The 25,395-nt window shown below is 58.9% G+C and carries 26 protein-coding genes; 9 read left to right on the forward strand and 17 right to left on the reverse strand.

Features of this window, described 5'->3' with window-relative positions; all coding sequences use genetic code 11:
* Positions 1-165 precede the first annotated feature (165 nt).
* Positions 166-2,022, forward strand: a complete 1,857-nt coding sequence (locus HRR99_RS17235; RefSeq protein WP_112501750.1) for a DEAD/DEAH box helicase — start codon at positions 166-168, stop codon at positions 2,020-2,022.
* Positions 2,023-2,074: 52 nt separating this feature from the next.
* Here HRR99_RS17235 and HRR99_RS17240 read toward each other — a convergent pair whose 3' ends face one another.
* Positions 2,075-2,908 carry an SH3 domain-containing protein gene (locus tag HRR99_RS17240; RefSeq protein ID WP_233123968.1) on the reverse strand — a complete coding sequence of 278 codons (834 nt, stop codon included), beginning with the start codon at positions 2,906-2,908 and terminating at the stop codon, positions 2,075-2,077.
* Positions 2,909-3,129: 221 nt separating this feature from the next.
* Here HRR99_RS17240 and ubiG point away from each other — a divergent pair, with 221 nt between their 5' ends.
* The gene (ubiG, locus tag HRR99_RS17245; RefSeq protein ID WP_112501749.1) at positions 3,130-3,876 is read left to right on the forward strand and encodes a bifunctional 2-polyprenyl-6-hydroxyphenol methylase/3-demethylubiquinol 3-O-methyltransferase UbiG; all 747 of its coding nucleotides are present in this window, start codon (positions 3,130-3,132) and stop codon (positions 3,874-3,876) included.
* Here ubiG and HRR99_RS17250 read toward each other — a convergent pair.
* The 4 genes from HRR99_RS17250 to HRR99_RS17265 are packed head-to-tail and all read right to left on the reverse strand — an operon-like array spanning position 3,873 to position 6,267.
* The gene (locus tag HRR99_RS17250) at positions 3,873-4,301 is read right to left on the reverse strand and encodes a DUF1178 family protein (protein WP_112501748.1); all 429 of its coding nucleotides are present in this window, start codon (positions 4,299-4,301) and stop codon (positions 3,873-3,875) included. The two genes, ubiG and HRR99_RS17250, sit on opposite strands and share 4 nt — an antisense overlap.
* Positions 4,298-5,158: a carbon-nitrogen hydrolase family protein gene (locus HRR99_RS17255; protein WP_233124953.1), complete on the reverse strand. Its 861-nt coding sequence runs from the start codon at positions 5,156-5,158 to the stop codon at positions 4,298-4,300. Before HRR99_RS17255 ends, HRR99_RS17250 begins: the two co-directional genes overlap by 4 nt.
* 36 nt (positions 5,159-5,194) lie before the next feature.
* Positions 5,195-5,449 (reverse strand): glutaredoxin 3, encoded by a 255-nt coding sequence (gene grxC / locus HRR99_RS17260; RefSeq protein ID WP_233123970.1) that lies wholly within the window; start codon positions 5,447-5,449, stop codon positions 5,195-5,197.
* A 44-nt stretch (positions 5,450-5,493) separates the two neighbouring features.
* Positions 5,494-6,267 (reverse strand): ComF family protein, encoded by a 774-nt coding sequence (locus HRR99_RS17265; RefSeq protein ID WP_233123972.1) that lies wholly within the window; start codon positions 6,265-6,267, stop codon positions 5,494-5,496.
* Between the two features lie 62 nt (positions 6,268-6,329).
* Here HRR99_RS17265 and HRR99_RS17270 point away from each other — a divergent pair, with 62 nt between their 5' ends.
* Positions 6,330-7,226, forward strand: a complete 897-nt coding sequence (locus tag HRR99_RS17270) for a methyltransferase domain-containing protein (protein ID WP_233123973.1) — start codon at positions 6,330-6,332, stop codon at positions 7,224-7,226.
* Between the two features lie 9 nt (positions 7,227-7,235).
* Here the strand turns inward: HRR99_RS17270 and HRR99_RS17275 are convergent, their stop codons facing one another.
* Positions 7,236-7,433 (reverse strand): Flp family type IVb pilin, encoded by a 198-nt coding sequence (locus tag HRR99_RS17275; RefSeq protein WP_233123975.1) that lies wholly within the window; start codon positions 7,431-7,433, stop codon positions 7,236-7,238.
* Between the two features lie 218 nt (positions 7,434-7,651).
* Between HRR99_RS17275 and HRR99_RS17280 the strand changes: the two genes are divergently transcribed.
* The 4 genes from HRR99_RS17280 to HRR99_RS17295 all read left to right on the forward strand — a co-directional run bounded on the left by HRR99_RS17280 (position 7,652) and on the right by HRR99_RS17295 (position 12,375).
* Positions 7,652-8,227, forward strand: coding sequence for a PAS domain-containing protein (locus HRR99_RS17280; protein ID WP_233123977.1), 576 nt, complete (start codon positions 7,652-7,654; stop codon positions 8,225-8,227).
* Between the two features lie 34 nt (positions 8,228-8,261).
* The gene (locus HRR99_RS17285) at positions 8,262-11,672 is read left to right on the forward strand and encodes a chemotaxis protein CheB (RefSeq protein WP_233123978.1); all 3,411 of its coding nucleotides are present in this window, start codon (positions 8,262-8,264) and stop codon (positions 11,670-11,672) included.
* Positions 11,662-12,048, forward strand: a complete 387-nt coding sequence (locus tag HRR99_RS17290) for a response regulator (protein ID WP_111841827.1) — start codon at positions 11,662-11,664, stop codon at positions 12,046-12,048. The genes HRR99_RS17285 and HRR99_RS17290 overlap by 11 nt, the downstream gene beginning before the upstream one ends.
* A gap of 129 nt (positions 12,049-12,177) precedes the next feature.
* Complete coding sequence (locus HRR99_RS17295) at positions 12,178-12,375, forward strand: hypothetical protein (RefSeq protein WP_233123982.1); 198 nt, start codon at positions 12,178-12,180, stop codon at positions 12,373-12,375.
* Between the two features lie 64 nt (positions 12,376-12,439).
* Here the strand turns inward: HRR99_RS17295 and HRR99_RS17300 are convergent, their stop codons facing one another.
* Together HRR99_RS17300 and HRR99_RS17305 are read right to left on the reverse strand one after the other, a co-directional pair.
* Complete coding sequence (locus HRR99_RS17300) at positions 12,440-12,598, reverse strand: hypothetical protein (RefSeq protein WP_233123983.1); 159 nt, start codon at positions 12,596-12,598, stop codon at positions 12,440-12,442.
* A gap of 156 nt (positions 12,599-12,754) precedes the next feature.
* Complete coding sequence (locus HRR99_RS17305) at positions 12,755-12,955, reverse strand: hypothetical protein (protein WP_112501743.1); 201 nt, start codon at positions 12,953-12,955, stop codon at positions 12,755-12,757.
* Between the two features lie 394 nt (positions 12,956-13,349).
* On the opposite strand from HRR99_RS17305, the gene HRR99_RS17310 reads away from it, so the two are divergent.
* Positions 13,350-14,135, forward strand: coding sequence for a ThuA domain-containing protein (locus tag HRR99_RS17310; RefSeq protein ID WP_233123985.1), 786 nt, complete (start codon positions 13,350-13,352; stop codon positions 14,133-14,135).
* 6 nt (positions 14,136-14,141) lie between these two features.
* Positions 14,142-15,191: a Gfo/Idh/MocA family protein gene (locus HRR99_RS17315; RefSeq protein WP_112501758.1), complete on the forward strand. Its 1,050-nt coding sequence runs from the start codon at positions 14,142-14,144 to the stop codon at positions 15,189-15,191.
* A gap of 52 nt (positions 15,192-15,243) precedes the next feature.
* On the opposite strand, the gene HRR99_RS17320 is transcribed toward HRR99_RS17315, so the two are convergent.
* The 9 genes from HRR99_RS17320 to HRR99_RS17360 all read right to left on the reverse strand — a co-directional run bounded on the left by HRR99_RS17320 (position 15,244) and on the right by HRR99_RS17360 (position 25,384).
* Positions 15,244-16,605 carry a cytochrome P450 gene (locus HRR99_RS17320; RefSeq protein WP_233123986.1) on the reverse strand — a complete coding sequence of 454 codons (1,362 nt, stop codon included), beginning with the start codon at positions 16,603-16,605 and terminating at the stop codon, positions 15,244-15,246.
* 55 nt (positions 16,606-16,660) lie between these two features.
* Positions 16,661-18,328 carry a Dyp-type peroxidase gene (locus HRR99_RS17325; RefSeq protein ID WP_233123988.1) on the reverse strand — a complete coding sequence of 556 codons (1,668 nt, stop codon included), beginning with the start codon at positions 18,326-18,328 and terminating at the stop codon, positions 16,661-16,663.
* Between the two features lie 17 nt (positions 18,329-18,345).
* A complete protein-coding gene (locus HRR99_RS17330) occupies positions 18,346-19,314 on the reverse strand; it encodes a hypothetical protein (RefSeq protein WP_233123990.1) in 969 nt (322 codons plus the stop codon).
* 156 nt (positions 19,315-19,470) lie between these two features.
* Complete coding sequence (locus HRR99_RS17335) at positions 19,471-20,130, reverse strand: hypothetical protein (protein ID WP_233123991.1); 660 nt, start codon at positions 20,128-20,130, stop codon at positions 19,471-19,473.
* Between the two features lie 131 nt (positions 20,131-20,261).
* Positions 20,262-20,660, reverse strand: coding sequence for a PaaI family thioesterase (locus HRR99_RS17340; protein ID WP_233123993.1), 399 nt, complete (start codon positions 20,658-20,660; stop codon positions 20,262-20,264).
* Positions 20,650-22,686, reverse strand: a complete 2,037-nt coding sequence (locus HRR99_RS17345; RefSeq protein WP_233123994.1) for a 3-hydroxyacyl-CoA dehydrogenase NAD-binding domain-containing protein — start codon at positions 22,684-22,686, stop codon at positions 20,650-20,652. Before HRR99_RS17345 ends, HRR99_RS17340 begins: the two co-directional genes overlap by 11 nt.
* Positions 22,687-22,701: 15 nt before the next feature.
* Positions 22,702-24,144, reverse strand: a complete 1,443-nt coding sequence (locus tag HRR99_RS17350; protein ID WP_233123996.1) for an NAD-dependent succinate-semialdehyde dehydrogenase — start codon at positions 24,142-24,144, stop codon at positions 22,702-22,704.
* A 14-nt stretch (positions 24,145-24,158) separates the two neighbouring features.
* The gene (locus HRR99_RS17355; protein ID WP_233123997.1) at positions 24,159-25,022 is read right to left on the reverse strand and encodes an alpha/beta fold hydrolase; all 864 of its coding nucleotides are present in this window, start codon (positions 25,020-25,022) and stop codon (positions 24,159-24,161) included.
* On the reverse strand, positions 25,019-25,384 hold the full coding sequence (locus tag HRR99_RS17360) for an SCP2 sterol-binding domain-containing protein (RefSeq protein WP_233123999.1): 366 nt from the start codon (positions 25,382-25,384) through the stop codon (positions 25,019-25,021). The genes HRR99_RS17355 and HRR99_RS17360 overlap by 4 nt, the downstream gene beginning before the upstream one ends.
* Positions 25,385-25,395 lie beyond the last annotated feature (11 nt).

Raw genomic sequence — 25,395 nt, forward strand, 5'->3', positions numbered from 1 at the left:
TGACGAGCGTACCGCTTTGGTCTGTACAAACGCGCGCATTCACAGTATGAGCGCGTCAATTCAACTGGCTGAATGGCCGAAATGGCCGGTATCGGCTGCTTTATAACCCTTATGATCTAATGGTTTCGAGCGGATGCAGGCAGCCCAATATCCGAAAGACGGTAGATGACAGAAACCCAGGGTATCGCCCCGGCGATTGCACAGGCGTTGGAAAAACGCGGCTATAATGATTTGACCCCCGTGCAGAAGGCCATGCTTGCGCCTGAACTGGACGGACAGGACGCGCTGGTTTCCGCCCAGACGGGCTCTGGCAAGACCGTTGCCTTCGGCATGGCCATTGCCCCGACGCTGTTGCAGAAGAATGGCCGCTTTGGCCAGGCCGGCGCGCCACTCGGCATCGCCATTGCCCCGACCCGCGAACTTGCCATGCAGGTGATGCGCGAGCTGGAATGGCTCTATGAATTCACCGGCGTTTCCATTGCGTCCTGCGTTGGCGGCATGGATATCCGCGCCGAGCGCCGTGCGCTGGAGCGCGGTGCCCATATCATCGTCGGCACACCGGGTCGTCTTTGCGACCACATCAAGCGCAAGGCGCTGGACCTGTCTTCCATTCGCGCCGTGGTGCTGGATGAGGCCGACGAAATGCTCGACCTTGGTTTCCGCGAAGATCTGGAATTCATTCTCGAAGAATCGCCTGCCGAGCGCCGCACGTTAATGTTTTCGGCGACGGTTTCGCGCAGCATCGCCAAGCTTGCCGAAAGCTATCAGAAGAATGCCGTGCGCGTTGCAACGACATCCGAGCAGAAGCAGCACGTCGATATTGAATACCGCGCCATGGTGGTTTCGCCTTCCGACCGCGAAAACGCAATCATCAATGCGCTGCGCTTTTATGAAGCCCGCAATGCCATCGTGTTCTGCTCCACCCGCGCCGCCGTCAACCACCTGACCGCGCGCCTCAACAATCGCGGTTTCTCCGTTGTGGCTCTCTCGGGCGAGTTGAGCCAGAACGAGCGCACACACGCTTTGCAGGCCATGCGTGACGGTCGCGCCCGCGTTTGCGTGGCAACCGACGTTGCCGCACGTGGTATCGACTTGCCGGGTCTCGAACTCGTCATCCATGCCGATCTGCCGACCAACTCCGATACGCTTCTGCACCGTTCGGGCCGTACCGGCCGTGCCGGACAGAAGGGCATCAGCGCTATCATCGTGCCCATGAGCCAGCGTCGCAAAGCTGAACGCCTTCTGGAAGGCGCCAAGGTCAGCCCGGCCTGGGTTCGCCCGCCATCTGCCGAGGAAATCACCCAGCGGGATGGCGAACGTCTGCTGGCGGATGCTTCGCTGACGGAAAACGTCAATGATGACGAGCGCGATTTTGTCGCCAAGCTTCTGGAGCAGCACGGTGCCGAAAAGGTCGCTGCTGCTTTCGTGCGTCTCTATCACTCGGGCCGTTCCGCACCGGAGGACATTGCCGAGGTTTCGATTGATGGCGCCCGCAAGCCACGTCGCGACGGTTTCGAGACAGTTGAAAACAACGAACCACGCCGAGACCGTTCCGACTTTTCCGACAGCGGCTGGTTTACGCTGTCCGTGGGCCGCAAGCAGAATGCCGAGCCACGCTGGCTGATCCCCATGCTGTGCCGCTTCGGCAAGCTGACGCGTCAGGATATCGGCGCGATCCGCATGCAGCAGACCGAGACCTATGTGGAACTGGCCGCTGATGCGGTGGACCGTTTCACCTCGGCACTTGGCAAGGACATGATGCTTGAAAAGGGCATCCGCGTCCAAGCCATGGAAGGCAAACCCGAAATGACGGGCGTTGCCCGCGAAGATACGCGCCCACCGAGAGCCCAGAAGAAATACGTGAAGTCCGACCAGGCGAGCGCACGCCCTGGCGACGACAAGCCTTGGAAGAAGAAGGCCAAGCCTGCGGGTGACCATTCTAGTGGCGGCAAGCCTTCGAAATTCGAAGGCAAGAAAGACAAGCCTTTCGAAAAGCGCGGGCCGAAGAAGCAGGATCGATAATAAAAAAACCGGCGGAAATTTCCGCCGGTTTTTGTCTGTTATCGAAACCCAATTAACGGGTTGGGCAGCCTGGCGTGCCGATGATGCAGCCGAATTCCTGACCCTGCTGAGGAGGCGGTGGCGGACGATTTCCATCGGGACGGCGGCGACCCTCATCGTTCTGGCGACGGTCGTTCTGGTTCTGGCTCCAGTCGCGGTTGCGATCACGATTTTCGTCGCGGTTCACATCCCGGTCTCTGTTACCATCGCGGCCACGATTGTCGTTATCCCAGCGCGGGCGTTCGTTGCGGTCGCCATCACGGTCACGCATCGGTGAGCGTTGACGGTCGTTCTGGTTCCAGTCGCCGTGACGCTGTTCCCAACGACCATCGTTCGGACCCCGGTCACGGCGGTCATCACGACCGCGATCGTCGCGCCAGTCGTCACGCGGACGCGGGCGGTTGAAATCACCGCGTGGTGGGGGTGCATTCCAATAACCGCCGGATGGACGGCGCCAGCGGTCACGCTCGCGGTAGAAATCGCGGTCGCGGTAGTTCTGGTCCCAATAGCGTCCGGCTTCGAAGGTAATGATCGGCACGCCGAGATCACGATAATAGCGCGGCTCTACATAGACGCGGTTCTGGCGATAGATGGCCTGAACGTAACGGCCGGCAACCCAGCCACGACCATAGCTGAACGACACATCGCACCACGGCGTATCCGACAGGCAGCCGTGAATGGTCAGCGGCGCTCCATTGGGAATGACGACCACGGCAGGATAGGCCGTGCTGGGTCCGGACCGCATGTTGACGTTGGCCGTGGAAAAGCCCTGCGTCGCCGCTTGCGCCAGCGCCGGGGCGGTTACCAGCGCAAGAAGCGCAAGGGCACCAAACAGTTTCTTCTTCACTTTTATTCTCCCTCAAGCAAAGGCTTGGCCGCCGAAATCGGCATTGAACATTTTTAGAGATACGCGCCTGATGATGAACGCAGCATGAAACGAAAATCCCCCGATTTCAGTTCCTTGCGGCAATCGATTGCGGCAGGCCCAGCCGTGACTTTACGCACCGCCCCTTGACTTCATGGGGCAATCATCCGACTTCAGGAGTGTACACAGGATGGAGAAGCACCATGAGCGAAGCCACGAAAACGACCGTCGACCAGAGCGAGGTAGACCGTTTCTCCGCCATGGCTGCCGAGTGGTGGAGCCCGACCGGCAAGTTTCGGCCACTGCACAAGTTCAATCCCGTCCGCCTGGAATATATCCGCAACCGCGCCTGCGAGAATTTTGGTCGCGACCCCAAGGCGCACCGCCCTCTGGAGGGCTTGCGCGTTCTCGATATCGGTTGCGGTGGCGGCCTGCTATCCGAGCCGATGGCGCGCATGGGCGCTGATGTGGTGGGGGCCGATCCCTCCGAAAAGAACATCGGCATCGCATCCACCCACGCCCGGAAAAACAATGTTTCCGTGGATTACCGCGCCGTGACCGCCGAACAGTTGCTGGCGGCGGGTGAGACATTCGACATCGTTCTCAACATGGAAGTGGTGGAGCATGTGGCCGATGTCGATCTGTTCGTCACCACCTGCGCAAAGATGGTACGTCCCGGCGGGCTGATGTTCGCAGCTACGATCAATCGGACGCTGAAGGCCCGTGCGCTGGCGATTTTCGCTGCTGAAAATGTGTTGCGCTGGCTGCCACGCGGCACGCACCAATATGAAAAACTGGTACGCCCGGACGAACTGGAAAAGCCGATCCTTGCCGATGGCATGAGCATCATCCACCGCACAGGCGTCTTCTACAACATGTTGCAGGACCGCTGGAACCTGTCATCGGACATGGAAGTCAATTACATGGTGTTGGCAAAACGTCCGTCTTAATTAACGTCGTCAGGCAGGACGGGAAGCGGCGCGACCGCGATCCCCTCCTCGATCAAAGCTTTTGCTTCCTGCGGAGAGGCCTGCCCGATAATGCCACGGGCTTCGGCCTCGCCGTAATGGATCTTGCGAGCTTCCTCGGGAAACTTTTCACCGACATCATCGGTGTTCGCACGGATCGTTGCCAAGGTTTCCTTGATCTTGGCGAAGGCCTGGGCTTGCGCCGCATCGAGTGCCAGCGTTCGTGTGGCCTCCTTCTCGCGCGCTGTCGAGACCGACGGTGCCATCAGCATCTTGGTGACATCCGCGGAATTGCAGACCGGGCACGTCACGAGACCGCGTGCGCGCTGATTGTCATAATCGGCGCTACTGGAAAACCAGCCCTCGAACTCATGGGCTTTTTCGCAATGGAGCGAGTAGCGGATCACTGGGCGGCGCCCATGGCAGCCGAGGTGCTGCCAACCCTATCGAGCGTGAAATCACGCGCATTTTTCAGGTTGGGGATTTTTGCCCGTGCGGCGGGCACAGCTGAGGGATCGATATCCGCATAGATGATCTCCTCACCGCTGCCACCGGCGACGGCGAGAACCTTGCCCCAGGGATCGACGATCATGGAATGGCCAAATGTTTCGCGACCATCTTCATGCGTGCCACCCTGTGCTGCGGCGATGAGGAAGGCACCGTTTTCGATGGCGCGGGCACGCAGGAGAATTTCCCAGTGCGCCTCGCCCGTCTGATGAGTAAAGGCGGCGGGAACGGTCAGAACCTGTGCGCCAGCGACAGCTTCTGTGCGGAACAGCGCCGGAAAACGGACATCGTAGCAGATAGCAAAGCCGAATGTGGCAAGCGGCAGTTCCGCGATGCGTGCATCTTTGCCGGGCTCATAGGCCGAGCTTTCCCGCCAGCTTTCGCCATTGTCGAGATCGACATCGAACATGTGGATCTTGTCATAGGTGCAGATGCGCTCTCCATCAGGCGCAAACAGAAAGCCGCGATTGGCGATCTTGCCGTCTGGACGGGCGATGGCGGTGGAGCCGACATGGACATAGATGCCGAGTTCGCGCGCAAGCTTGGCGGCCGTCAGAACAACGATGTCGCCCTTCTCGTCTTTCAGCGACGCACGCAGGGCATCCCGATCCTTCTGGATCGCGCCAGTCATCTCCGGCGTCTGCACGTAGACGGCGCCCTGCCCTGCCGCCTCGCGAACGAGCCGCTCCATTGTTGTGGCGTTCGTTCTCGGGTCAACGCCCGAGCACATCTGGATGGCAGCGGCCTTGAAGCTCATTTTTTCGTTCCCCATTTCGTCGTCTTCTCGTCGATCTCAGGCTGCCAGCAGCGCGTCCAGCTTGCCATCGCGGTCCAGCGCGTGTAGATCGTCACAACCGCCGACATGCTTGTCGCCAATGAAGATTTGCGGAAACGTGTTGCGGCCGGATTTGTCCATCATTTCCTGACGGTAATCGGGATTTGTGGTGGCGTTGTACTCGGTGAACGCGACGCCCTTGCTTTCCAAAAGAGACTTGGCGCGGGCACAGAAACCACAAAAATCGCGCGTGTAAATCGTAACGGATGCCATTTCTTCGAACCCTCGCAGTGTCAGCCAGACCTATCTCTGACCTGTCATATAGGCCCGGAAATCGCCATTGCAAAGGTCAAAACAGTGACATCTGCGGCACCGGCCTTCTTGAGCCTGCGGGCCGCAGCCGCAACCGTTGCCCCGGTGGTATAGACGTCATCGACGAGGACCACCCGCTTGCCGGAAATGTCGGCCTCACGGCCCGGCGCAATGGCAAATGCCCCGCGCACATTGAGCTTGCGGGCCCGCGCCGAAAGCCCGACCTGCCGGCTGGTCGGCTTGACGCGGATGAGCGATGACGCAAGCAAGGACTTGCCCGAGAGGGCGGCCAGATGACGGGCAAGCTCCGCCGATTGATTGAAACGGCGTGCCAGAAACCGCCGCCGGTGCAAGGGAACCGGCACGATGCAGTCGCATGCCGCAACCATGCCATCGCTGGCGCGCAGCATCCATGTCGCCATCAACAATGCGAGATCGGTGCGGTCGAGATATTTGAGCTGGTGGACGAGCTTGCGGGCCGGTCCATCGTGCACGGTGGCAGCCCGCAAACGCTCGAAAGGTGGAGGCGCGGCGATCGCCTCGGCGCAGACGATGCCGCGACCGTGATCATGGCTGAACGGAATGCCCAGCACTTCGCAATAGGGCCGCTCGATGAACTGCACACCCGCCCAGCACGCGCAAAAGGCACCGTCGTTTTGCGTCTTGCAGCCGCAACCGAGGCAGGATGGCGGATAGACGAACTCGTTCAGGCTGCGCAGAAAGCCGCGCAGCAGACGCAAACCACCGTTGCTGGAAATCCGTTCTTCCCATTCGCCCATGAGGTTGACAATAGGCGCGAACGGGTGCCTTTGCGACACTAAAATTTGAGATGGATCACCGCATGGACATAGTTTTCGACCCGGCGCTGGTGGAAAAAAACCGCAGACGCGCATGGCACATCGGGGACGACAAGGCCCTGTTTCTGCTCGACATCGCCGCAGACGAAATAGCCGAGCGCATCGGCATCGTGGAGCGCCATTTCGACGAAGCCGTCGAACTGCATGGCGCGACCGGTGTCACCGCACGGCGCATCATGGAGACCGGCAAGGTCGGCCACATCACGCGCGTCGAAACAGATGCTGCGTTTGCCGCAGAGCATACATCGCTGACGGTAGCACCCATCGAGCAAGTCCCGCTGCAGCCCGCATCCGCCAACCTCATTGTCTCGCCGCTGAGCCTGCATCTCACCAATGATACGCCCGGCACGCTGATCCAAATCCGCCGCGCGCTGAAACCGGACGGACTGTTTCTCGCCGCCATTCCCGGCAGCGGCACCTTGCAGGAACTGCGCGACGTGCTGCTGACGACGGAGGCCGAACTGACCGGCGGCGCAAGCCCACGCGTCATCCCCTTTGCCGACGTGCGAGATGTGGGCGCGCTGTTGCAGCGTGCCGGTTTTGCGCTTCCGGTAACCGACGCTGAAACCTACACCGTCCGCTACGACTCCATTTTGCCGCTGATGCGCGATCTCAGGGCCATGGGAATGGCAAATCCGTTGGCGGGCCGCAGCAAAAGACCACTGACGCGGCGATTCATCATGCGAGCAGCGGAAATCTATGCCGAGAAATATTCAGATGCCGATGGCCGCATTCGCGCGACATTCTCGATCATCTATGTGTCTGGATGGGCCCCGCATGAGAACCAGCAGAAGCCTTTGAAACCGGGCTCCGCCAAGGTTCGGCTTGCCGATGCTTTGAAAACTGCGGAGATCAAGCTGCCGCGACGCGACAACGAGTAAGCAACGCCGTCAACTGATGGCGCTGGCAAAGGTGTCGGACAATATTCGCAACACGGCGATGAGATGGTCGCGAATGCCTTCCATGCCGAGAATCAGGGCGCTGGAGATAAGGGCGATGACCAGGCCATATTCGATTGCCGTCGCACCCTGCCGGTCCGCAAAGAACGCCGCCAGCTTGCACATCACGAATTCTGCCCTGTCCGCCATTCCTGAAAGCCCTCAATGGTCTGCACGTGCGACACGCCACAGATGAAACCGTGGGCATTCTACCGGGATAAAGTGTGTAATGTGTTACGTCGTACAGGGCCAATTTTAGCGGTCGGCTTTTTTCCGGCAAAGCTCCAACTTGTTTTCGTTGCCAGAGCCTTTATTAAAACAGCATGTTATCATAAAAACCGGGTCCCACTTTTTGAATGAAGAACGACATGCCACAGCTTGAAATAGACAGCCCGCTTCAGGAGTTCTTCCAGAAATCATCTGTCGCGCTTGCGCTGTCCCATGCGGATGACGACAACCATCTGGCGCTGGTGAATGACAGGTTCTGCGCACTTACGGGTTACGACAGCGAGGATGTACTCGGCAAAAACTGCAGAATGCTGCAGACCAGCCCGAAGGGTGCTCATGCCGAAAATGCTGAAGCACGCGCCCAAATACATGATTTTCTACAGCCGGACGGCCCGGAGACGGTACGCACGACAATCGTCAATTTTCGCAAAGATAGCAGTGCCTTCGTCAATCTGCTGTTCATGTCAAAGTTAAAAGCGACGTCTGGACAGGTGCGCTATATATTGGCCTCGCAGTTCGATGTCAGCCGAGCTCACGCTCACCTTCTGGAGACTTACGATCAGGAACTGGACGCCACTCTGACGAAAATCAAGCCACTGCTCGATGACCACAACATCATGATCGAGGGTACGCTTGCGACGATTGCGAATTCCACCACCACCATTGCCCAGGCAAAACTAACTTTGGCGGAACTGGAACAAAACGCCCCCTATTGATCGTTTCAGCATTCGAAATTTCAAGGACGCATGTTTGTCTCAAGAGTATAATCTTCCATCCGTACCCGTTGTCGGCGTCGGCTCATCCGCAGGTGGTCTGGAAGCTCTGCGCGAAATGCTGAGTGCCGCCGAAGTGCCAACGGGCCTTGCCTTCGTCGTCGTACAGCATCTTGATCCGCATCATGAAAGCATGCTGGCGGAACTGTTGGACAGACATACGGGCCTCAACGTCCTCCAATGCGAGGGCGGCGAAGAGATCGAGGCGGATACTGTCTTCATCATCCCTCCAGGCAAAGGATTGAGCATCGAGCAAGGACGGCTCGTTCTGAACGATTTTGCCCAACCGCGCGGTTTGCGTCGACCCATCGACGATTTCTTCATTTCGCTGGCCAATGACCAGCAATCGAACGCCGCCTGCGTCATTCTGTCCGGCACGGGCGCCGATGGTTCGACCGGTCTTCGCGCCATCAAGGAAAATGGCGGTCTATGCGTCGTTCAGGAGCCGTCAACGGCGAAATATGACGGCATGCCCGTTTCCGCTACAGGCACCGGCCTTGTCGACTTCGTGGTGCCGCCCCAGCAAATCCTGTCCTGCATCGGCGGTTTCTTCTTTCGCAAGAGCCAAGGGGCAGACAAAAGAGAAGCCTCCCGAGTCGCTGACATCGTTGACGACCTCTGCGTCGCGTTGCGTACCACCGTCGGCCACGATTTCGCGGGCTACAAGCAGACAACATTCGTTCGGCGTGTCGAAAGACGCATGCATGTTCTGGGCATCAGCAAGGGCTCAGACTATCTGACCCGGGTGCAGACCGATACCAACGAGTGCGATGCGCTGTTTCGAGACCTGCTGATCAATGTCACGCGGTTTTTCCGTGACCGTCACTCGTTCGACGTGCTGAACGAACTTGCCATCACCAACCTGATGCGGGACGCGGCAGGCAGCGAAGACGGCGTTCGCGTTTGGGTGCCCGGCTGTTCCAGCGGTGAGGAGGCCTACACGATAGCGGTGCTATTCGCCGAAGCTGCCCGCAAGCTTGACCTGCCCTGCAATGTGCAGATATTTGCGACCGACATCGACGAAAGTATGTTGAAGATTGCCCGTGAGGGCTCCTATCCTAACGCGTCTCTCGCCGATATTCCGCATGAATTGCAGGAACATTACGTCATTCCGCACAAGGATCGGTTCAATTTTATCGGCCAAATCAGGGACATGATCCGCTTTTCGGGCCACAGCCTCATCAAGGACCCACCCTTTTCCAAGGTGGACCTCGTTTCGTGCCGAAATTTGCTGATCTATTTCGATGAAAAGCTGCAGAAGAAAGTCATGCCGCTTCTGCACTACGCCATACGACCGGGTGGCTTCCTGTTTCTGGGATCGTCCGAAACGGTTGGCCGGTTCGACAGCGTCTTTTCCGTGGTCGATCAGAAGGCGCGACTGTTCGAGCGCCTTCCCGGGTCACCCACCTATCCCATCCCGCTTCCTGGCGAACGCCGCGAACGACGTCCCGCTGTTTCCCGGGCCGAAGTCCAGAAGGTGACCGAATCCATCGATGAGCAGGCCGTCAACCGGCTGATGGAGCGCTACATTCCGGCAAGCGTTGTGCTGGACAATGACGGGCAGATCGTTGCCGCCTATGGCCGCTTGAGCCGCTATTTCGAGTTTCCGGTATCCGCTGCCAGTGAAACGAGTGCGGCAACGCTGGCCCGGCCCGGCGTGAAGGAACAACTGGGTGCGCTGGTGCGGCAAGCGCGCACGACAAAGAAACGCGTCATTGCCCGCAATGTCGATGTCGTGACCGACTTCGGCTCGCTGAAGACAGAGATCATCTGCGACCCCTTGGATGACAACAGTTACTTGGTGGTGTTTCAGGAATCGCCCGTCTTCACGCCGCTGGAACTCACCGATGTGCTGGAACTCGAACACAGCGACGGCCATGTCGAGGCGCTGGAGCGAGAGTTGCGGTCTGCCAAGCATCGGCTACGCTCTGCAACCGAAGAGCTGGAGACGGCCAACGAGGAACTGAAAAGTTCCAACGAAGAAATGATGTCGATGAACGAGGAGCTTCAATCGACCAACGAGGAATTGACGACGGTCAATGACGAGTTGAAGACCAAAGTCGATGAAGTAACGGTCGCCAACACCGATCTGCGCAACTTTTTCGATTCGACCAGTCTGGCGGTGATCGTGCTGGATAATGACATGCGGCTGCGGTCCTATACCAAGGCGGCGACGGCGATCTTCCCGTTGCAGCCAACCGACAGGGGCAGGCCCCTTTCCGATGTCGCAAGCCGTTTTCCAGCCCTCGACTTTGCGACGCGTGTCCACAGCGTCATGGCGGATGGCATCGAATATAACCAGACCGTGATGGACCGCGAGCAAGAACGCACGTTCTCGCTGCGCATACTCCCCTACCGCACAGCAAACGGCACGACCGGCGGCGCAACCATCGTCATGACCGATATTTCGCACGCGATCAGCGTCGAAAGCCAGCTTGCTGCCGAGCAGGAGAGGCACGAGCTCGCCATCGAGGCCGCCGGCATCGGCGTGTGGGAATATCTGCCTGACCGCAGCGAATTCGTTCTGGGCGGCGCGGCGATGGAACTGCTGCAAACCCGCGACGGGACGCCTGCCTTGCAGGCCGTACTGCAGAACTTTAGCGACACGGACCGCACGCATCTGCGTGATGCTCTGGAAACAGCGATCCACGACCATACAGGCTTCGAGCTGACCTCCCGCATTGTCGGCAATGATGGTCGCTCCCGCTGGCTGAAGACATTTGCGCGGCATGTGGCAGACAGCGATCCGGGCCGAGTGATTGGCGTCAGCGTCGATGTGACGGCGGAATACGAGCTTGCCGAAGCGCGTGATTTGATGCTGAACGAGATGAACCACCGCGTCAAAAACCTGTTTGCGATGATTGGTGGCATACTGCGCATGGCGGCGCGCAAGCACGAGTCGGTCAAAGGACTGGTGGAGGATGTCGAGGGGCGCATATTGGCCCTGGGAAGCGCGCACTCGCTGGCCTCCAACCAGAAGCGCACTGCGGCCGTCGGCATTCAGGATTTGATCGAAACCATTCTGACGCCCTACCGTCGCCATGCGACGATCGACATCGAAGGCGGCGACCTGCCGATTGCAGCGAACTACATAACGCCGCTGACGCTCATTCTGCATGAGTGGTCTACGAATGCCCTGAAACACGGCGTTCTGGGCAAACCCGACGGGCATTTGCGCATTCGCTGGGAAGAAACTGGCGATCAAATTAATTTGGTTTGGAACGAAACCGGCACCGAGCCCGTTGAGCAGCCGGGAGTAGCTGGGTTTGGAACAGTGCTTCTGACCAGTGCCGCCAAGCAAATTGGGGGTAGGGTTTCAACAGATGTCGATGGGGCGAGCTTGACGCACACCCTGACGATGCAGACCAAGGTTCGACATGACGCATAAGACTGTGTTGCTGGTAGAAGACGAAATATTTGTTGCGATGGATATTCAAATGACCCTTGAAGACGAGGGTTGGACCGTTGCAGGACCGTTTCCGAGCACCGCAGAAGCCCTGTCCTATCTCGACGAGAATATTCCGACCTGCGCGATTTTGGATGTTCGCCTGACGGATGGTGACGTCTTCCCCGTCGCCGACCGGCTGCGGGAAACCAATGTCCCCTTCGTATTCCATTCCGGCCACGCCGACGGACGCGCGCTGGAGGAAGTCTATCCGCAATCAGCCTTCTGTCAAAAGCCATGCCTGCCCACAAGCCTCGTTCAGCAGGTTGAACGTCTGGCAGGATTTGAAGAGCCAGCGAGACGCTCAGCGGCGGGCTGATACTACCCGGATAACAAAAACGTTAAATACGCTCTTCAGCGGAACCTTTTTCTTTCCAGACCATTATTGACCGCAGCGACGAGGCTGGCTTCACAATGAAGCCTGTCCGGCGCCTTTCGGATTCTTGCTATGGAAAGACGCATCTTGAACCAGAAAACACTGGTCGAGGTTTCAGTGCCCGACTGTAACGGCACGATGATCCCCTACGGCATCATGAACAGCGAACAGGCAGCCGAGCTGCCCGATACATACGAGATTTCGGTGGCGCATCTCGGAGGCGACGCGCAAGTGGCGTCAACTGATGATTCAGTCGAGTTGATGGTCTAAACACCGCTCAAACGAATAACGGCACCTCCAACTGAAGGTGCCGTTACGGTGTTTAGGAAGATGATTACAACACTCTTGGGATGTCGTCATTTTCGTCTGGATTGGGAACCGGCAAATCATCTGGCAGCGTACCTGGTTCAGGTTCTTTCACCGGCGGTATATCGGGCTGCGGCGCCATCGGCGGTACGGGGCCTGGAACAGGCTCTACAGGAATCACAGTCATCAGCTTTCACCTCACATAAGTTGGCGCGCAGTGCTGCTGTCGACATCGCCTCTTGGTCCACTTTCGTTCGCCAATTTCGGTCCAGTCGAAGGCTGCGCTGCCCGCCTCACCAGTCTCATGAAGTAAACGTCTTGATGCCATGAGGGTTCCGAAACGTTATGCGAAGCCCAGGGAGTTGCGAGCGACTTCTCGCTGAGCGCCGTAGTCACGCATGTGGGCCTCGTGGCCATATTCGCGAGCTGTAACACGGCTCGCCTCGACGTCCGGCACCTGCAACAAGGCGTCGGCGTAGGTGCCCGTTTCGTCTTCGAAGTCGAAGACGGTCGATGGTGCTGCGGTTTTCAAGAAATCGAACATGGCTTCCTCCCATTTGAAATCTTAACGCTCAGTTGGCGCCCCTGTTCCCTCCACCGTGACGCAACAACCAATGAGTATGAAAACAATCTTATAACACGTGTTTTTGACAATCCGTTACGCGATATCGTTAAGAATATGAGCCGGGTAAATTGTCCCGTGTCCACACAGTTTGACCCGTCTCGAAATCGCCCCATTGAACCGCAGTATGGCCTTGATACCGCAAAGGATTGTGTGGCTGAACGGAACGGGTGGAACGACGGGGAGACCCGGGGAGTTGATGCCGGGGGACTTGATCCGAGCGAGCCACGATAAAGCTGGGACAAGGCCGCACACATCCGAGAGACCCTTCTCACCGGTGCTACCCAAGAGCGCTGGACCATCAAGGAGTAGAGACATGACCATCAACACCGTCGTTTGGGGCGAAAATGTCCACGAACACGAGAATGAGACCGTTCGTGGGATCTATCCCAATGGCATGCACACGACGATTGCCGATGCTATCAACCGGGAGCCCGATATCAACGCCACGACAGCCACGCTTCAGGAGCCGGAACACGGGCTTTCGCAGGAACGGCTGGACCAGACGGATGTGCTGGTATGGTGGGGTCACAAGGCCCATGGCGAGGTTGATGACGCCATTGTCGAGCGCGTTGCAAGCCGCGTCTGGGAGGGCATGGGCCTGATCGTGCTGCATTCGGGCCATTTCTCCAAGCCGTTCAAGCGCCTGATGGGCACGCCTTGCGCGCTGAAATGGCGTGAGGCAGGCGAACGCGAGCGTCTCTGGACCATCAACCCACGCCACCCGATTGCCGCAGGCCTGCCAGAGCATTTCGAGTTGGAAAACGAAGAAATGTATGGCGAGCAGTTTTCCGTACCCGAACCACTCGAGACGGTCTTCATTTCTTGGTTCCAGGGTGGCGAGGTTTTCCGGTCCGGCCTGACATGGCGCCGTGGTGCGGGCAACATCTTCTATTTCCGCCCCGGCCACGAAACCTACCCAACCTACCACGACGCCAATGTCCAGAAAGTCATCGGTAACTCCGTGAAATGGGCCTATAACCCCTTGGGTACGCTGAAAAGCATTCACGACGCGCCCAACGTGCCGGTCGAATCCGCTCTGGAAAAGATCGAAGAGCGCGGCCCCAAACTCCACTCCGCAGGCGAAGCAGGTTACAGGTAATTCATGATGAGACTGGTTATTCTTGGAACGGGCGGCATGGCCAATACCCATGCCATGCACTTCTCGCTCATCTCCGGCGTAGAGCTTGTGGCGGCGATCGACGTGGATGATGTCGTGGTGCGCGGCTTCGCTGCCCGCCACAATATTCCCTCTACGTTCACATCACTGGACGAGGCGATTGCGTGGGGCGAGTTCGACGCTGTGGCCAACGTTACACCGGATGCGATCCACCACCCCACCACCCTCAAACTTTTAGCCGCAGGCAAGCATGTCTTTTGCGAAAAGCCGCTGGCCGAAACCTACGTCAAGGCTGCCGAGATGGCGGATGCGGCAGAAAAGTCTGGTCTCGTCGGCATGGTCAACCTGACCTATCGCAACGTCGCACCCCTTCAGATCGCGCGGCAGATGGTTCTGGAAGGCAAGATCGGCAAACTGCGGCATATGGAGGCGTCGTACCTCCAGAGCTGGCTGGTTTCCAAGGCCTGGGGCGACTGGATGACGGAGAGCAAATGGCTGTGGCGGCTCTCGACCAAGCACGGTTCCAACGGCGTGCTGGGCGATGTCGGCATTCACATTCTCGACTTCGCGTCCTACGGCGCGGGTAGCGATGTGGAACGCATCTTCACCCGGTTAAAAACCTTCGACAAATACGAGGGCAACAGGATCGATGTCTATGATCTCGACGCCAACGACAGCTTCACGATGACAGCCGAACTGGAAAACGGCGCCATGGGTGTCATTCACGCCAGCCGCTGGGCCACCGGCCATCTGAACGAATTGCGTCTTCGCCTGCACGGAGACAAGGGTGCCGTCGAAGTCATCCACACGCCGGAATATTCGACGCTTCGCGGATGCCTTGGCGAGGACGTGGAAAAGGCGATCTGGCGAAACATCGAGGTCGAGCCGGTGGAAACGAACTACGAGAAGTTCGCCAAGGCTGTGATGGAAGGCGGCAAAGCCGACCCCGATTTCCGCCACGCCGCCAACCTCCAGAAGGTGTTGGACCTGTCCATCGTCACCGACCGGGAAAGACGCGAAATTGCGGTTTCTGCTTGATTGAGCAAATCAGGGGCGACCAGCGTGGGCTGCCCCCGATCCCGGCCGCTTTTCAATCGAACAGCAAGTGCCAGTGCTGCGGAAAGGGCGTACCGCCGAAATCCACCTGACCCGCCTGCCCTACGGCGCGGCGGAGTCCCTTTTTCCGCAGAAGCGGCATCAGCATTTCAGGAATGATCGTCTGATTGATGTATTCACCAAAGCACGTGTGAAGACCATTTCCCCATAAAATGTAATCTTCCGGTGGCCTGCCGAACCGAAACTGGTTGGGGCTGGAGACCGCATGTGGATCGAACATGGCGGAGAGATTGAAGGCCAGCACCATCGTGCCCTGCGGTATCCTTCGCGCCCGCCATGTCGAGCGGGCAATGACGCTATCGCGGACCGCCTGACGGTAGATCAGCGGATTGACCGGATTGTAGCGCATGGCCTCCATAAGGGCGGACGTGACGGCCTTGATATCGTTAGCGCGCGCTGCAATATGCGCCCTCTCCAGAGCGTCGGGCCGCTCCATCAACTGATCGAGCGCCTGGACCGCTGCCTTGTTCAAGGTGGGAATGGCGCCGATGACCATGCCGATCATGTTGTTCCTGATGTCGATGTCATCGAAACCCTCCCCACCGCTGGCCTGCAAAGCCAGACAGCGCGAAACAACGTCGTCTGCCCCCACTTGGCCCTTACGGTCTTCGATGCACTGGTCCAGATAGGCACGACAACGGGCCGCGGCATCCATTGCCTTTCCGGTAATGGCGGCATCTCCCTTGAGATCGATGAACAGGTACCAGAACATGATGGTGGTCCACTCGATCATCTCGGTGCGGGTAGGTCCCGGCGTGCCGAAATAGTCCGCAACCATGCGATAGGGAACCTCCAGCGTTAGCGCATCGGGAACGTCGATGGCGCCATTTTTCGAGGCGACGATATCTTCCGCGCGTTGTCGAGCAGCCGGGATGATGATGCCGGGCAAATCCTCACGACGTATCGCAAGACGCATCAGCGACACATCATGGGTGTAGCGCGGTGTGTTCTGCATGCCCAAAAAGAAGTTCGATCCCGCCGTGATCGCCTGCATCTTCGGCTCGTAAACGACGGCGAAATCACAGTCGCGAGCCAGCACCTCCCGCACGTCTTCGGCGCGTGTGACGATGGCGGTACCTGTGTTGGGATAGGCCGTTATCACCTGCTTCTTAAGGAGCAGATTGGGCGCGAAAGCCCGCAGCACCGCAAAGCCACGACGCAGCGTGACAGGCTCTGCGGCAAGTTTCGCAAACCCCGCCTCGCGTCCTTCCTTTGGAAGAAACAGCACAATCTGGACAGCGTTGGCAGCGAGGATGACGATGGAAACGAGCGCCTCGATGAGGACGCTGAACCAGATCAACAGGCTTTTCACGATATTTGCCGTGAGGCTTATCATCAGGCAATCCTTCGTCATCTCGGCAGATTTGGAGCTGTTTTCTTCCGAAACAATGTCAGGTCGGATCGGTGACGCCCATGCCGATCATGCGCAGCGCCGTAACGCTGGGCACAAAGAAGTAATCGCCACCGCGCGACTCCACGAATTCGGGCAGATTTTTCATGATGAAGGGCGCCTGATCCTTTGCTGGATCGCCCGGCACGATGAATTTCGCACCTTCACGATGCCGCCCGACCATCGGGCAGGTATCGTTGCCCGCATTGGCATCCAGCCCGTAATTGACCCATTGCTGCTGCACGAATTCGAACTGCCGGTTGAGATTGGAGCAGAGGCAAAGCATCACGATGCCATGGTCGTCATCATCGGTCGAATCCGGGCCGGACGAGCCGTAGGGCAGACCCCGCCGCAAAATACGACGCCGGTTGTTCAGCACCGAACCCAGCCACGTCTTGGGATTGTCGGATGCATAATAGGGGTCCAGCTGATCGCGCGTATTGATGCGGCGAATATGGGCGGTGACGGGACATTTGATGCCTTCCGGGTCCGGCCTGTAGACGAAATCGTTAAGCTCAAGGGCAAAAGCCGCCATGGCCTTCTTGTCATCTGCCTTGTATGCCGCCATCGCTTTCGCCTGCACGGCCTTCCAATCCTCATAGGTGGGTGCCGCCATGATGGGAATGCCGTCGGACCAGCGTCCGGCCATCTTTGCCATCAAGGTTTCCTGACCGACTTCCGGCGGACCACCGATCGCGGCAACGGCTTGATATTGTGCGGCGGCGGCAACGATGGCGTTGCGGAAGGACGCTACATTCTGGTGGAGTTTTCGATAGGCGAAAAAAGTGCCGTTGCGGCTGAAATCCAGCGGCATCGCACTGCCGGGAATCTCCTGCGCCTCATCGGCATGACCCAGCAGAAACTCACCGGTTGCCAGCGGAGACCACTCGCCGCTACCGGACAATTTGCCACGACCGGGCAAGTTCAGTTTCATGCGACCGAGGGAATATTGACCCTCGAATGCCGGATCGCCGATGCCATCGGTATATCCGAAATGTTCCTTCGGCGTCGGTGCGAAATTGCCCTCTGCATCTTGCTCGAGAAGCGCCGTCAGGTTTTGCCAGCGGGGATCGGGGCCAGAATGTCCGTCCAGCAAAACGACGCCGCCATCCGAGCTTTCCGCCAACCCGACGATCCAGGATGTAATCCGGCTCAGTTCCGCGACGGCCTCGCCCGTCGCGGCCTCCATCTGGGCATTCAGCGTCACCAAAATATGGACGCGGGTCAGGCCATCGGGATTGGGCTTTACCCACACGCGGTCCCAGCGGCAGCGTTGTTCATCCTTGTCATCGACGCCGTAGATTTCGTCACCCAGAATTTGCGCGCGCGCCTCCATGCCCTCGATAAACTCGTCCGGCATGCCGCGCAGCGTGGTGCTGGGAACGCCCAGTGCCAGCAGGCCGGGAAATGTGAAGGCAAGATTGATGGCGACCTCTGGCCGTTCCTGCATCTGGAGATCATTTTCCGGGTTGGCGTCTCCGGGCTTGTCCTTGCTTGAAGGCCAGCGCAGTGCCGAGGTTACCCTGGGCCTGATGTATTCGACGAAAGCACGCCCTGCACGACCGCTATTGACGGTGAACAGCAGCATGCGGCCCTTGGGAAAACCCTGCTTGCCATAGGCGGTGAGGACGTTGCCTTGAATATCGGCGAGATCGAGAAATTCGGTCATGGAAGAGCAGCCTTTGATCAGGAGCGGATAACGCCGGGTGACTGGGTCGGGCGGTCGATATCTTCAGGGGCGGTTCGGGCTACGAATTCCCGGAAGGCGGCACGAACCTGCCCTGCCGACGCCAGCTGGTTATCGCCGATGACATCCGTGAAATTCTGTTGCAGATAGAGGCTTTTGAGCACAGACCGGAGATCGGAATTGGGTGCTGCCGGCAGCGGCTTTGCACCTGCCCGCATGACCAGAAGGTAGTCCAGTCCCACGGCCAGAAGCGTGACGATGAACGCCACCAGAGCGTAGGTCATCCACGTGTTCATGGGGTGGTTATACGCCCAGGCAAAGAAGGCCCCGACCAGACACCCAAGAAACGCGACGGCAGGAATGGCTGCCAGTATGATCAGCAGGCTCGTCGAAATGCTGGGAAACGGTGGCGGGGTGATCCAGTAATCGTTAAACGGCATGGTCGTTTCGACCTGTCCCTTGGCGACCCAGGCCGCGAAGCCCGCTGCATCCCGCACCGTGTCGAACTGAAGACAGTGCTGGAAGACGCTGCGCAGCTCCTTTTCCATCACGCTCCACAGATGCCTGAGATAGTCGGCAGGCTCGGTTTTACCGGTGCCGACGGGGTCGAAGTCTGCGGTGAATGCGAGGAAAGGCTGGCCAAGATGATCGACGGGCTGCGGATCGGTCAGCACGGTTCCACGCACGGCGCTCCACAGGCTGTTTTGCGGGACACGCCCATTAAACGCGACATCATCGATGATGAAGAAACGGGCGAAATGCGTGCGATCGCTGCGGGCAAACGGGCTGTTGTCATCCCGGCTCTCCTTCGAGGTCATCGGCGATTGCTGGGCGGGCAAGAGCCTGTCCAGAGCGGTTCGCAGCGCATGCAGATGGCTAACCGGCGCCAACGCACCCGGATCGACAAGATCGGTCCTGATGGGAATGAGGATCGTCAGAAAATAATGGCCACCATCCAGATTGGGCATGGGTCTCGCCTTTCATAAACTATTGGCGGAATGGAGTGAGCGGTCTGCGGCATCAACGACTGTGACTCTCCCCAGAGAAACCAATCGTCACACCAGAAACAGAGATCGTTTCGTATCAACGGCTACCAGCGCAGTGCACCGGGCATGGCCTTCGTCTCAGGCCTGCCGTGCAGGATGCTCCTTGAGCCACAAAAGACGGTTACGATCCGCTTTTTCAGCCGCCGTACTGGCGATGGGGGCATAACCGGGGCTTGGCAGCGAGTTCTGCATCTCTCTGACAGCCTTGCGGTAGGCCACCATGAAATCGGCATCGCTTTGCGCTGTCTGGTCTGACGTCATCAGTCCTAGAATGGCCTGGCGCACCCGCAGTGCCGCCTTGATATCCCGCTGGCCGGTACCTGGCGTGGCGTTATAGTAATAGTCGTTGTCGATCTGATTGGCGCGGATATAGGTTTTGAACGGCGTGATCGGAATGGAATGCGGGTAGCCGGTGCTGGAATACCAAAACAGGTCCAGCCCGTTGGGAATGCCATCCGAAAAGGCATCGATATACTGATCCCAGGTGCCGTTGAAATTACTGCAAAACAGCATGTAGTCATTTTGGAGGGTCTGCTTGCCCTGCCCGTAATCCGGCCACTGATCACGCTTGATCAGCACCCAACGGGCGAAGTGAATGATGGACAGGCCCAGCAGGCCGCCCAGCGTTGCCGGAAGCGCGCGGGCAATGCGAAATATGAACCTGTTAATCCACGTACGCCGCGGCTTCATCGGCGTGATGACGTTCATTCCATAGGCTTTGCCTGCGACGTTGGACATCAGACCCCCTGTGCAATTCCCCGCAACATGGGGAAGGTTACACAACAGGATTATACAGTCAATGGTTGAATTTATGGACGACCGTCACAAACTTTGCGGGAAGATTATGAGTGCCTCACATCAACTAATGCTCAACTGTGAATGATCTTCCAGACGCCGCGTGCGGCGGCAACGATTTCACCTGCTACCGTCAATTTTCCATCGAGGAAAATCAGCGTGCGCGTTTCCTTCAAAACCTCGCATCTTATCTCGACTACATCGCCCAGCCTGACAGCGCGCATGAACTGCATGTCGAACTGAACCGTGCTTTGGCGGCGGTCAGGGGCATGGCTTCGTGCAGCGGTTCCCATGGCTCGATCCGCAAAGGTCATCAGCATTCCGCCCTGAACGAAGCCAGCCCGGTTCTTGTGTTTGCGCTCAGCGTGAAAGCGATAGCGGAACGGATTTTCGTTGCAGGCCTCGATGGGACCGACAAGATTGATGAATCCGTCGTCCTCAAGAGCCGACCAAGTCACTGCGTCATCTGTCATTTTCCGTACTCGCGACGTCCTTGGTGGCTTGGCGATATCCCATATGGGGATTCTCGTCGAGGGACTGCAACGCTGACGATGCCCATTCCTTCGATTGCCGTTCCAGCCAGTAGAGCGGGCCGCCCAGCTTGGCAGGGAACCCATAGCCATGAACCCAGACGAGATCGATATCCGATGGACGTGCTGCTATGCCCTCTTCCAAAACAAGCGCCGCTTCGTTGACGATGGCAGCAAGGGCGCGTTTCTGGATGTCGGCGTCTGTGAACTGATGCTGGGCAATTGCGCGCTCTTTGCGCCATACGCGTAGCATATCTCCACCTTCCTGGCTTTCGACCCCACGACGCGCGCCTTCGGGATAGTCGTACCATCCCGCATTGGTCTTGCGACCGAGCCGCCCGTTTTCCACCAGCCGCTCAAGAAACGAAATCGTATCAGGCGGGTCGATACCTTCGGCGCGTCTGCGACTGCGGTTTGCTGCGGAAATATCGAGGCCGGAGAGATCGCCCACGGCAAACGGCCCCATGGCAAAGCCGAAGGCTTCCAGCGTCTGATCGACCTGCTGCGGTTCGGCACCCTGATCGACCATCACCTCGCATTGCAGGCGGTAGGCATTATAGATGCGGTTGCCGATAAAGCCTTCGCCGACGCCCGAGACCACCGATATCTTGCCGAGCTTGCGGCCCACGGCCAGCGCGGTTTTGAGAACCTCTGCTGATGTCTTTTTGCCGCGCACGACCTCCAGCAATTTCATGCGATGCGCGGGCCTGAAGAAATGCAGGCCGACAACATTGGCCGGGTCGCGTGCTGCTTGCGCCAGAATATCGAGATCGAGATAGGAGGTGTTGGAGGCGATGATCGTATCGGGGGCGACTACGGAGTTCAGGGAAGCGATCAGCGCCTTCTTGATCTCCATATTCTCGAAAACAGCCTCGACCACCATATCGCAATCCTGGAATGTGGCGATATCGGCAGAGGTTGAAAAGCGGTTGGCGATCACCTCTTGAGCGGATGGTGTGGCCAGCATTGTCGCGAGACGGTCAGGCAGGGAGGCCAGGGCTTCGGCGTTCTGGTCCACAAGGCGAACCCTGTATCCGGCGGAGAGGAAGCAGGCTGCGATGCCGGCCCCCATGGTGCCCGCGCCGACGATGCCGATGGTTTGCAGATTGCGCGCTACGACGTCTTTGGCATCACCCGTATCGCCAGCGCGCCGCTCGGCAAAGAACAGGTGGCGCAGGGCTGCGGATTCGTCGGTCATCCGCAGTCTCTGGAAAACGGCGCGCTCTTCCGTGAGCGCCGCATCGAAATCCAATGTGACAGCACGCCTGACGGCGGCGATGGCTTCCTCGACGCCGGGGTGACCACGGCGCTTGCGCTTCGCATTGGCGGCGGCCTTTTCCAGAGCGTCGGTGCTGAAGCTGGTGATGGGCATATCACGCACCCGCCGTTTTCCCGGTAGCGACCGGGCCAGTGCCGCAGCACCGACGCGCAAATCCGTCGCTATACGGTCGATCAGCCCTAGCATAAGCGCGTCCGATGCCTTGATGCGGCGGCAGGAGGTGATGATGTCGATGGCGGTGGCGGCGTCCGTCAGGCGCGGCAAACGCACCGTGCCGCCAGCACCGGGAATGATCCCGAATGTCACTTCCGGCAGGCCGACCACGGCATCTGCGGTGGCGATGCGGGCATCGCAGCCCAGCGCCAGCTCGAAACCACCGCCAAGGGCCGCGCCATGCAGCGCGGCAACGATGGGCTTTGGAAATTGCTCAAAGGCCGCGATGACAGCCGGAACCTGCGGGTCGGCGAGCGGGGCTGAAAACTCCCGCAGATCCGATCCCGCCACAAAGGTTTTGCCCGCACCGATCAGAACGGCGGCGGTCACCGTATCGTCGGCTTCAAGGGTCGCCAGCGCCTCCAGAAGACCGCGACGCACCTCGATGGAGCCCGCATTGATCGGCGGATTGTCGATGACGATGAAGGCGATATCGCCATCGCGTTCGATACGAACGCGTGAAGTCTCTGTCTGCATGATCTGGTCTGACCCTTATGCCTGGCTGACATATTTGACGGTCTGGAACGCTTCCAGTCCCTCGATGCCGCCTTCGCGGCCCTGTCCGCTATCTTTGACGCCCCCGAACGGGGTTTCAGGCAGCGACGCCTGCCAATGATTGATGATGACGTTGCCGCTTTCGACGCGCTCCGCAACCTCGGAAATGATGCGGCTGTCATGGGTGAAAGCATAGGCAGCAAGCCCGAAGGGCAGCCGGTTCGCCAGCCGCATCGCATCCTCGATAGTTGCAAAGGGCTGCGTCACCGCCAGCGGCCCGAAGGGCTCCTCGTTCATCGCAAGGCTTGTGTCGTCGGCATGGACCAGCAATGTCGGCTCGAAGAAAAAGCCCTGATTGTTGATGCGGTGACCACCGGCGGCGACCTTCGTGCCACGCGCATTTGCATCCTCGACAAACGCCTCGATGGCGGTGATGCGGCGCGCATGGGCCAGCGGGCCCATCTGCGTCGATGCCACGCGCCCGTCTCCCACCTTTATCGCACGGGCGGCCTCGGCGAAGGCTTCGGCAAAACGGTCGTGCTTGCTTTCATGCACGAAAAAGCGTGTAGGCGAGGTGCAGATCTGCCCGGAATTGCGATATTTGGCTTTGGCGGCAGAGAGCGCCACCGCCTCGATATCCGCATCGGCAAAGATCAGCACGGGGGCGTGGCCGCCAAGCTCTGAAATCATCCGTTTCATGCCGAGAGCGGCCTGGGCGGCCAGCGATTTTCCCACCGCCGTCGAGCCGGTAAAGGTCACGCCCTTGATGACGGGTGAGGCGATTAGTTGTTTCGATATCTCCGCCGGATTGCCGGTGACGACGCTGAGCGCGCCTGCGGGCAGACCGGCTTCTTCCAGAATTGCGGCGAGCGCAAAGGTGCAGGCGGGCGTTTCTTCCGCAGGCTTCATCACCACCGTGCAACCGGCGGCAAGCGCGCCGCTGATCTTGCGCGACGGGGTGATCAGAGGCGCATTCCATGGTGCAAAGGCCGCGATGGGACCGAGCGGCTCCTTCAGTACCATCTGGCGGATGCCTGGCTGGCGCGACGGGATGACCCGGCCATAGGCGCGGCGGGCTTCCTCGGCATCCCAGGTGAAAATGCCTGCGGCAGTCTCGACCTCGACTTTCGCCTCGGCCAGCGGCTTGCCAAGCTCTGTGCTGATCAGCCATGCCATGGCATCGGCGCGTTCGCGCAGCAGGCTTGCGGCTTTGAGCAGAATGGCGGCCCGGTCATGGGGCGATGTGGCGCGCCATGATTGAAATGCCCGGCCCGCAGCCTCGATTGCTTCCTCCACCTGGGGGGGCGTGGCATGGGGCATTTGCCCCAGAACCTCGCCGGTGGCGGGGTCGAGCACGTCAGTGCTGACATCAGGGCGATCATCGACCCAACGCCCGGCAATGAACAATCTCAAGGCGGGATAGCTCCTGTCCGCATCCATGGCGCGGTCTCCTCTCACGCTTTGCCCGCGCCTGTTGACCGGATCTTCTCCAGCACCGGGCCGAGATAGGTCATGAAGCCCTGGTGGTCCTCGCTCATCGGAAAATGGCCAAGACCTTTCATGATTACCGCTTCGGCGCCCTTGATACTGTCCACCAGCGCCAGCGTATCTTCGGGCGTGCAGGAATAGTCATATTCGCCGGTCAGCAGATAGAGCGGGCATTTGCCGGTGTCGATGCGCGCCACATCGCCGCGCATGTCGCCATCCTGCTTGTAGAAGAACAGATCGCCCTTGAAGATGCCGGGACCGCCCTGCATGTAATGCCACAGGGTTTCCCAGCGGTCGCCATCGGTTGCAAGCGGTCCGATGAGGCCTGAAACGATGGCCGCGCAGACTTCGCCGCCATGCACATCGGGGCGGTGCGTCCAGGAAATATCGTAATAGGGGTTCACATGCGCGCCCGATTGAAGGCCGATGGCCGCGCGGAACAGTTCGGGGTGGCGGAGCGAAAGGTGCAGCACGGCGCGACCGCCGATGGAGCAGCCCATGACCACCGGCTTGTCCAGCTCAAGTGCTGTCATGATCGAGAGGATGATATCGACATAGCCTGCGGATGTCAGGCGATACTCTTCCTCATGCCAGCCGGTAGGCGGCGATGATTTGCCGTGCCATGGCATATCGAAGACGACGACGCGGAAGTTTTCCAGCACCTTTTCGTCGTTGAGAAGATTGCGATACTGGCGGCCATCGGAGCCTGCGGTGTGAAGGCACAGAAGCGGAATGCCCTGACCGGCTTCTTCCACATAGATCCTGTGGCTGCGACCGGCGATATCGAGCTTGAGATAGCGTCCGACAATGGGTTCGAAGCTGGCGGTCACGTGTTCACCTCCTCGCGAACGGCAGAAAAAATCTCTTTGAAATATCGCAGATTGGCCATGAAGGGATGCAGATTACCCTCGATCTTCAGATGGCGTGATTTCAGCAGCGCGAAGAGATCGTGATAGCCCGGTGCGGGCACCGCCTCGAAAAACCGCGCCCAGGAATCGGACGCAGCGCGCAGCGCAAAGGTCCAGCTCGGCATGACGAATGGACCTTTTTGAACCGAGGCGACACGACCCTTGTCGATATCGATCAGAAAGGCATGTTCGCCGATCTCGACCAGAAAACGCAGGCTGACATATTGCCCGCGTCTGACCAGACCTTCTCTATGATTGATGATATCAGGAAGCGCTTCAAGCATGTTTCCTCCTC

This window comes from Agrobacterium vaccinii, from assembly GCF_021310995.1.
GTDB lineage: Bacteria > Pseudomonadota > Alphaproteobacteria > Rhizobiales > Rhizobiaceae > Agrobacterium > Agrobacterium vaccinii.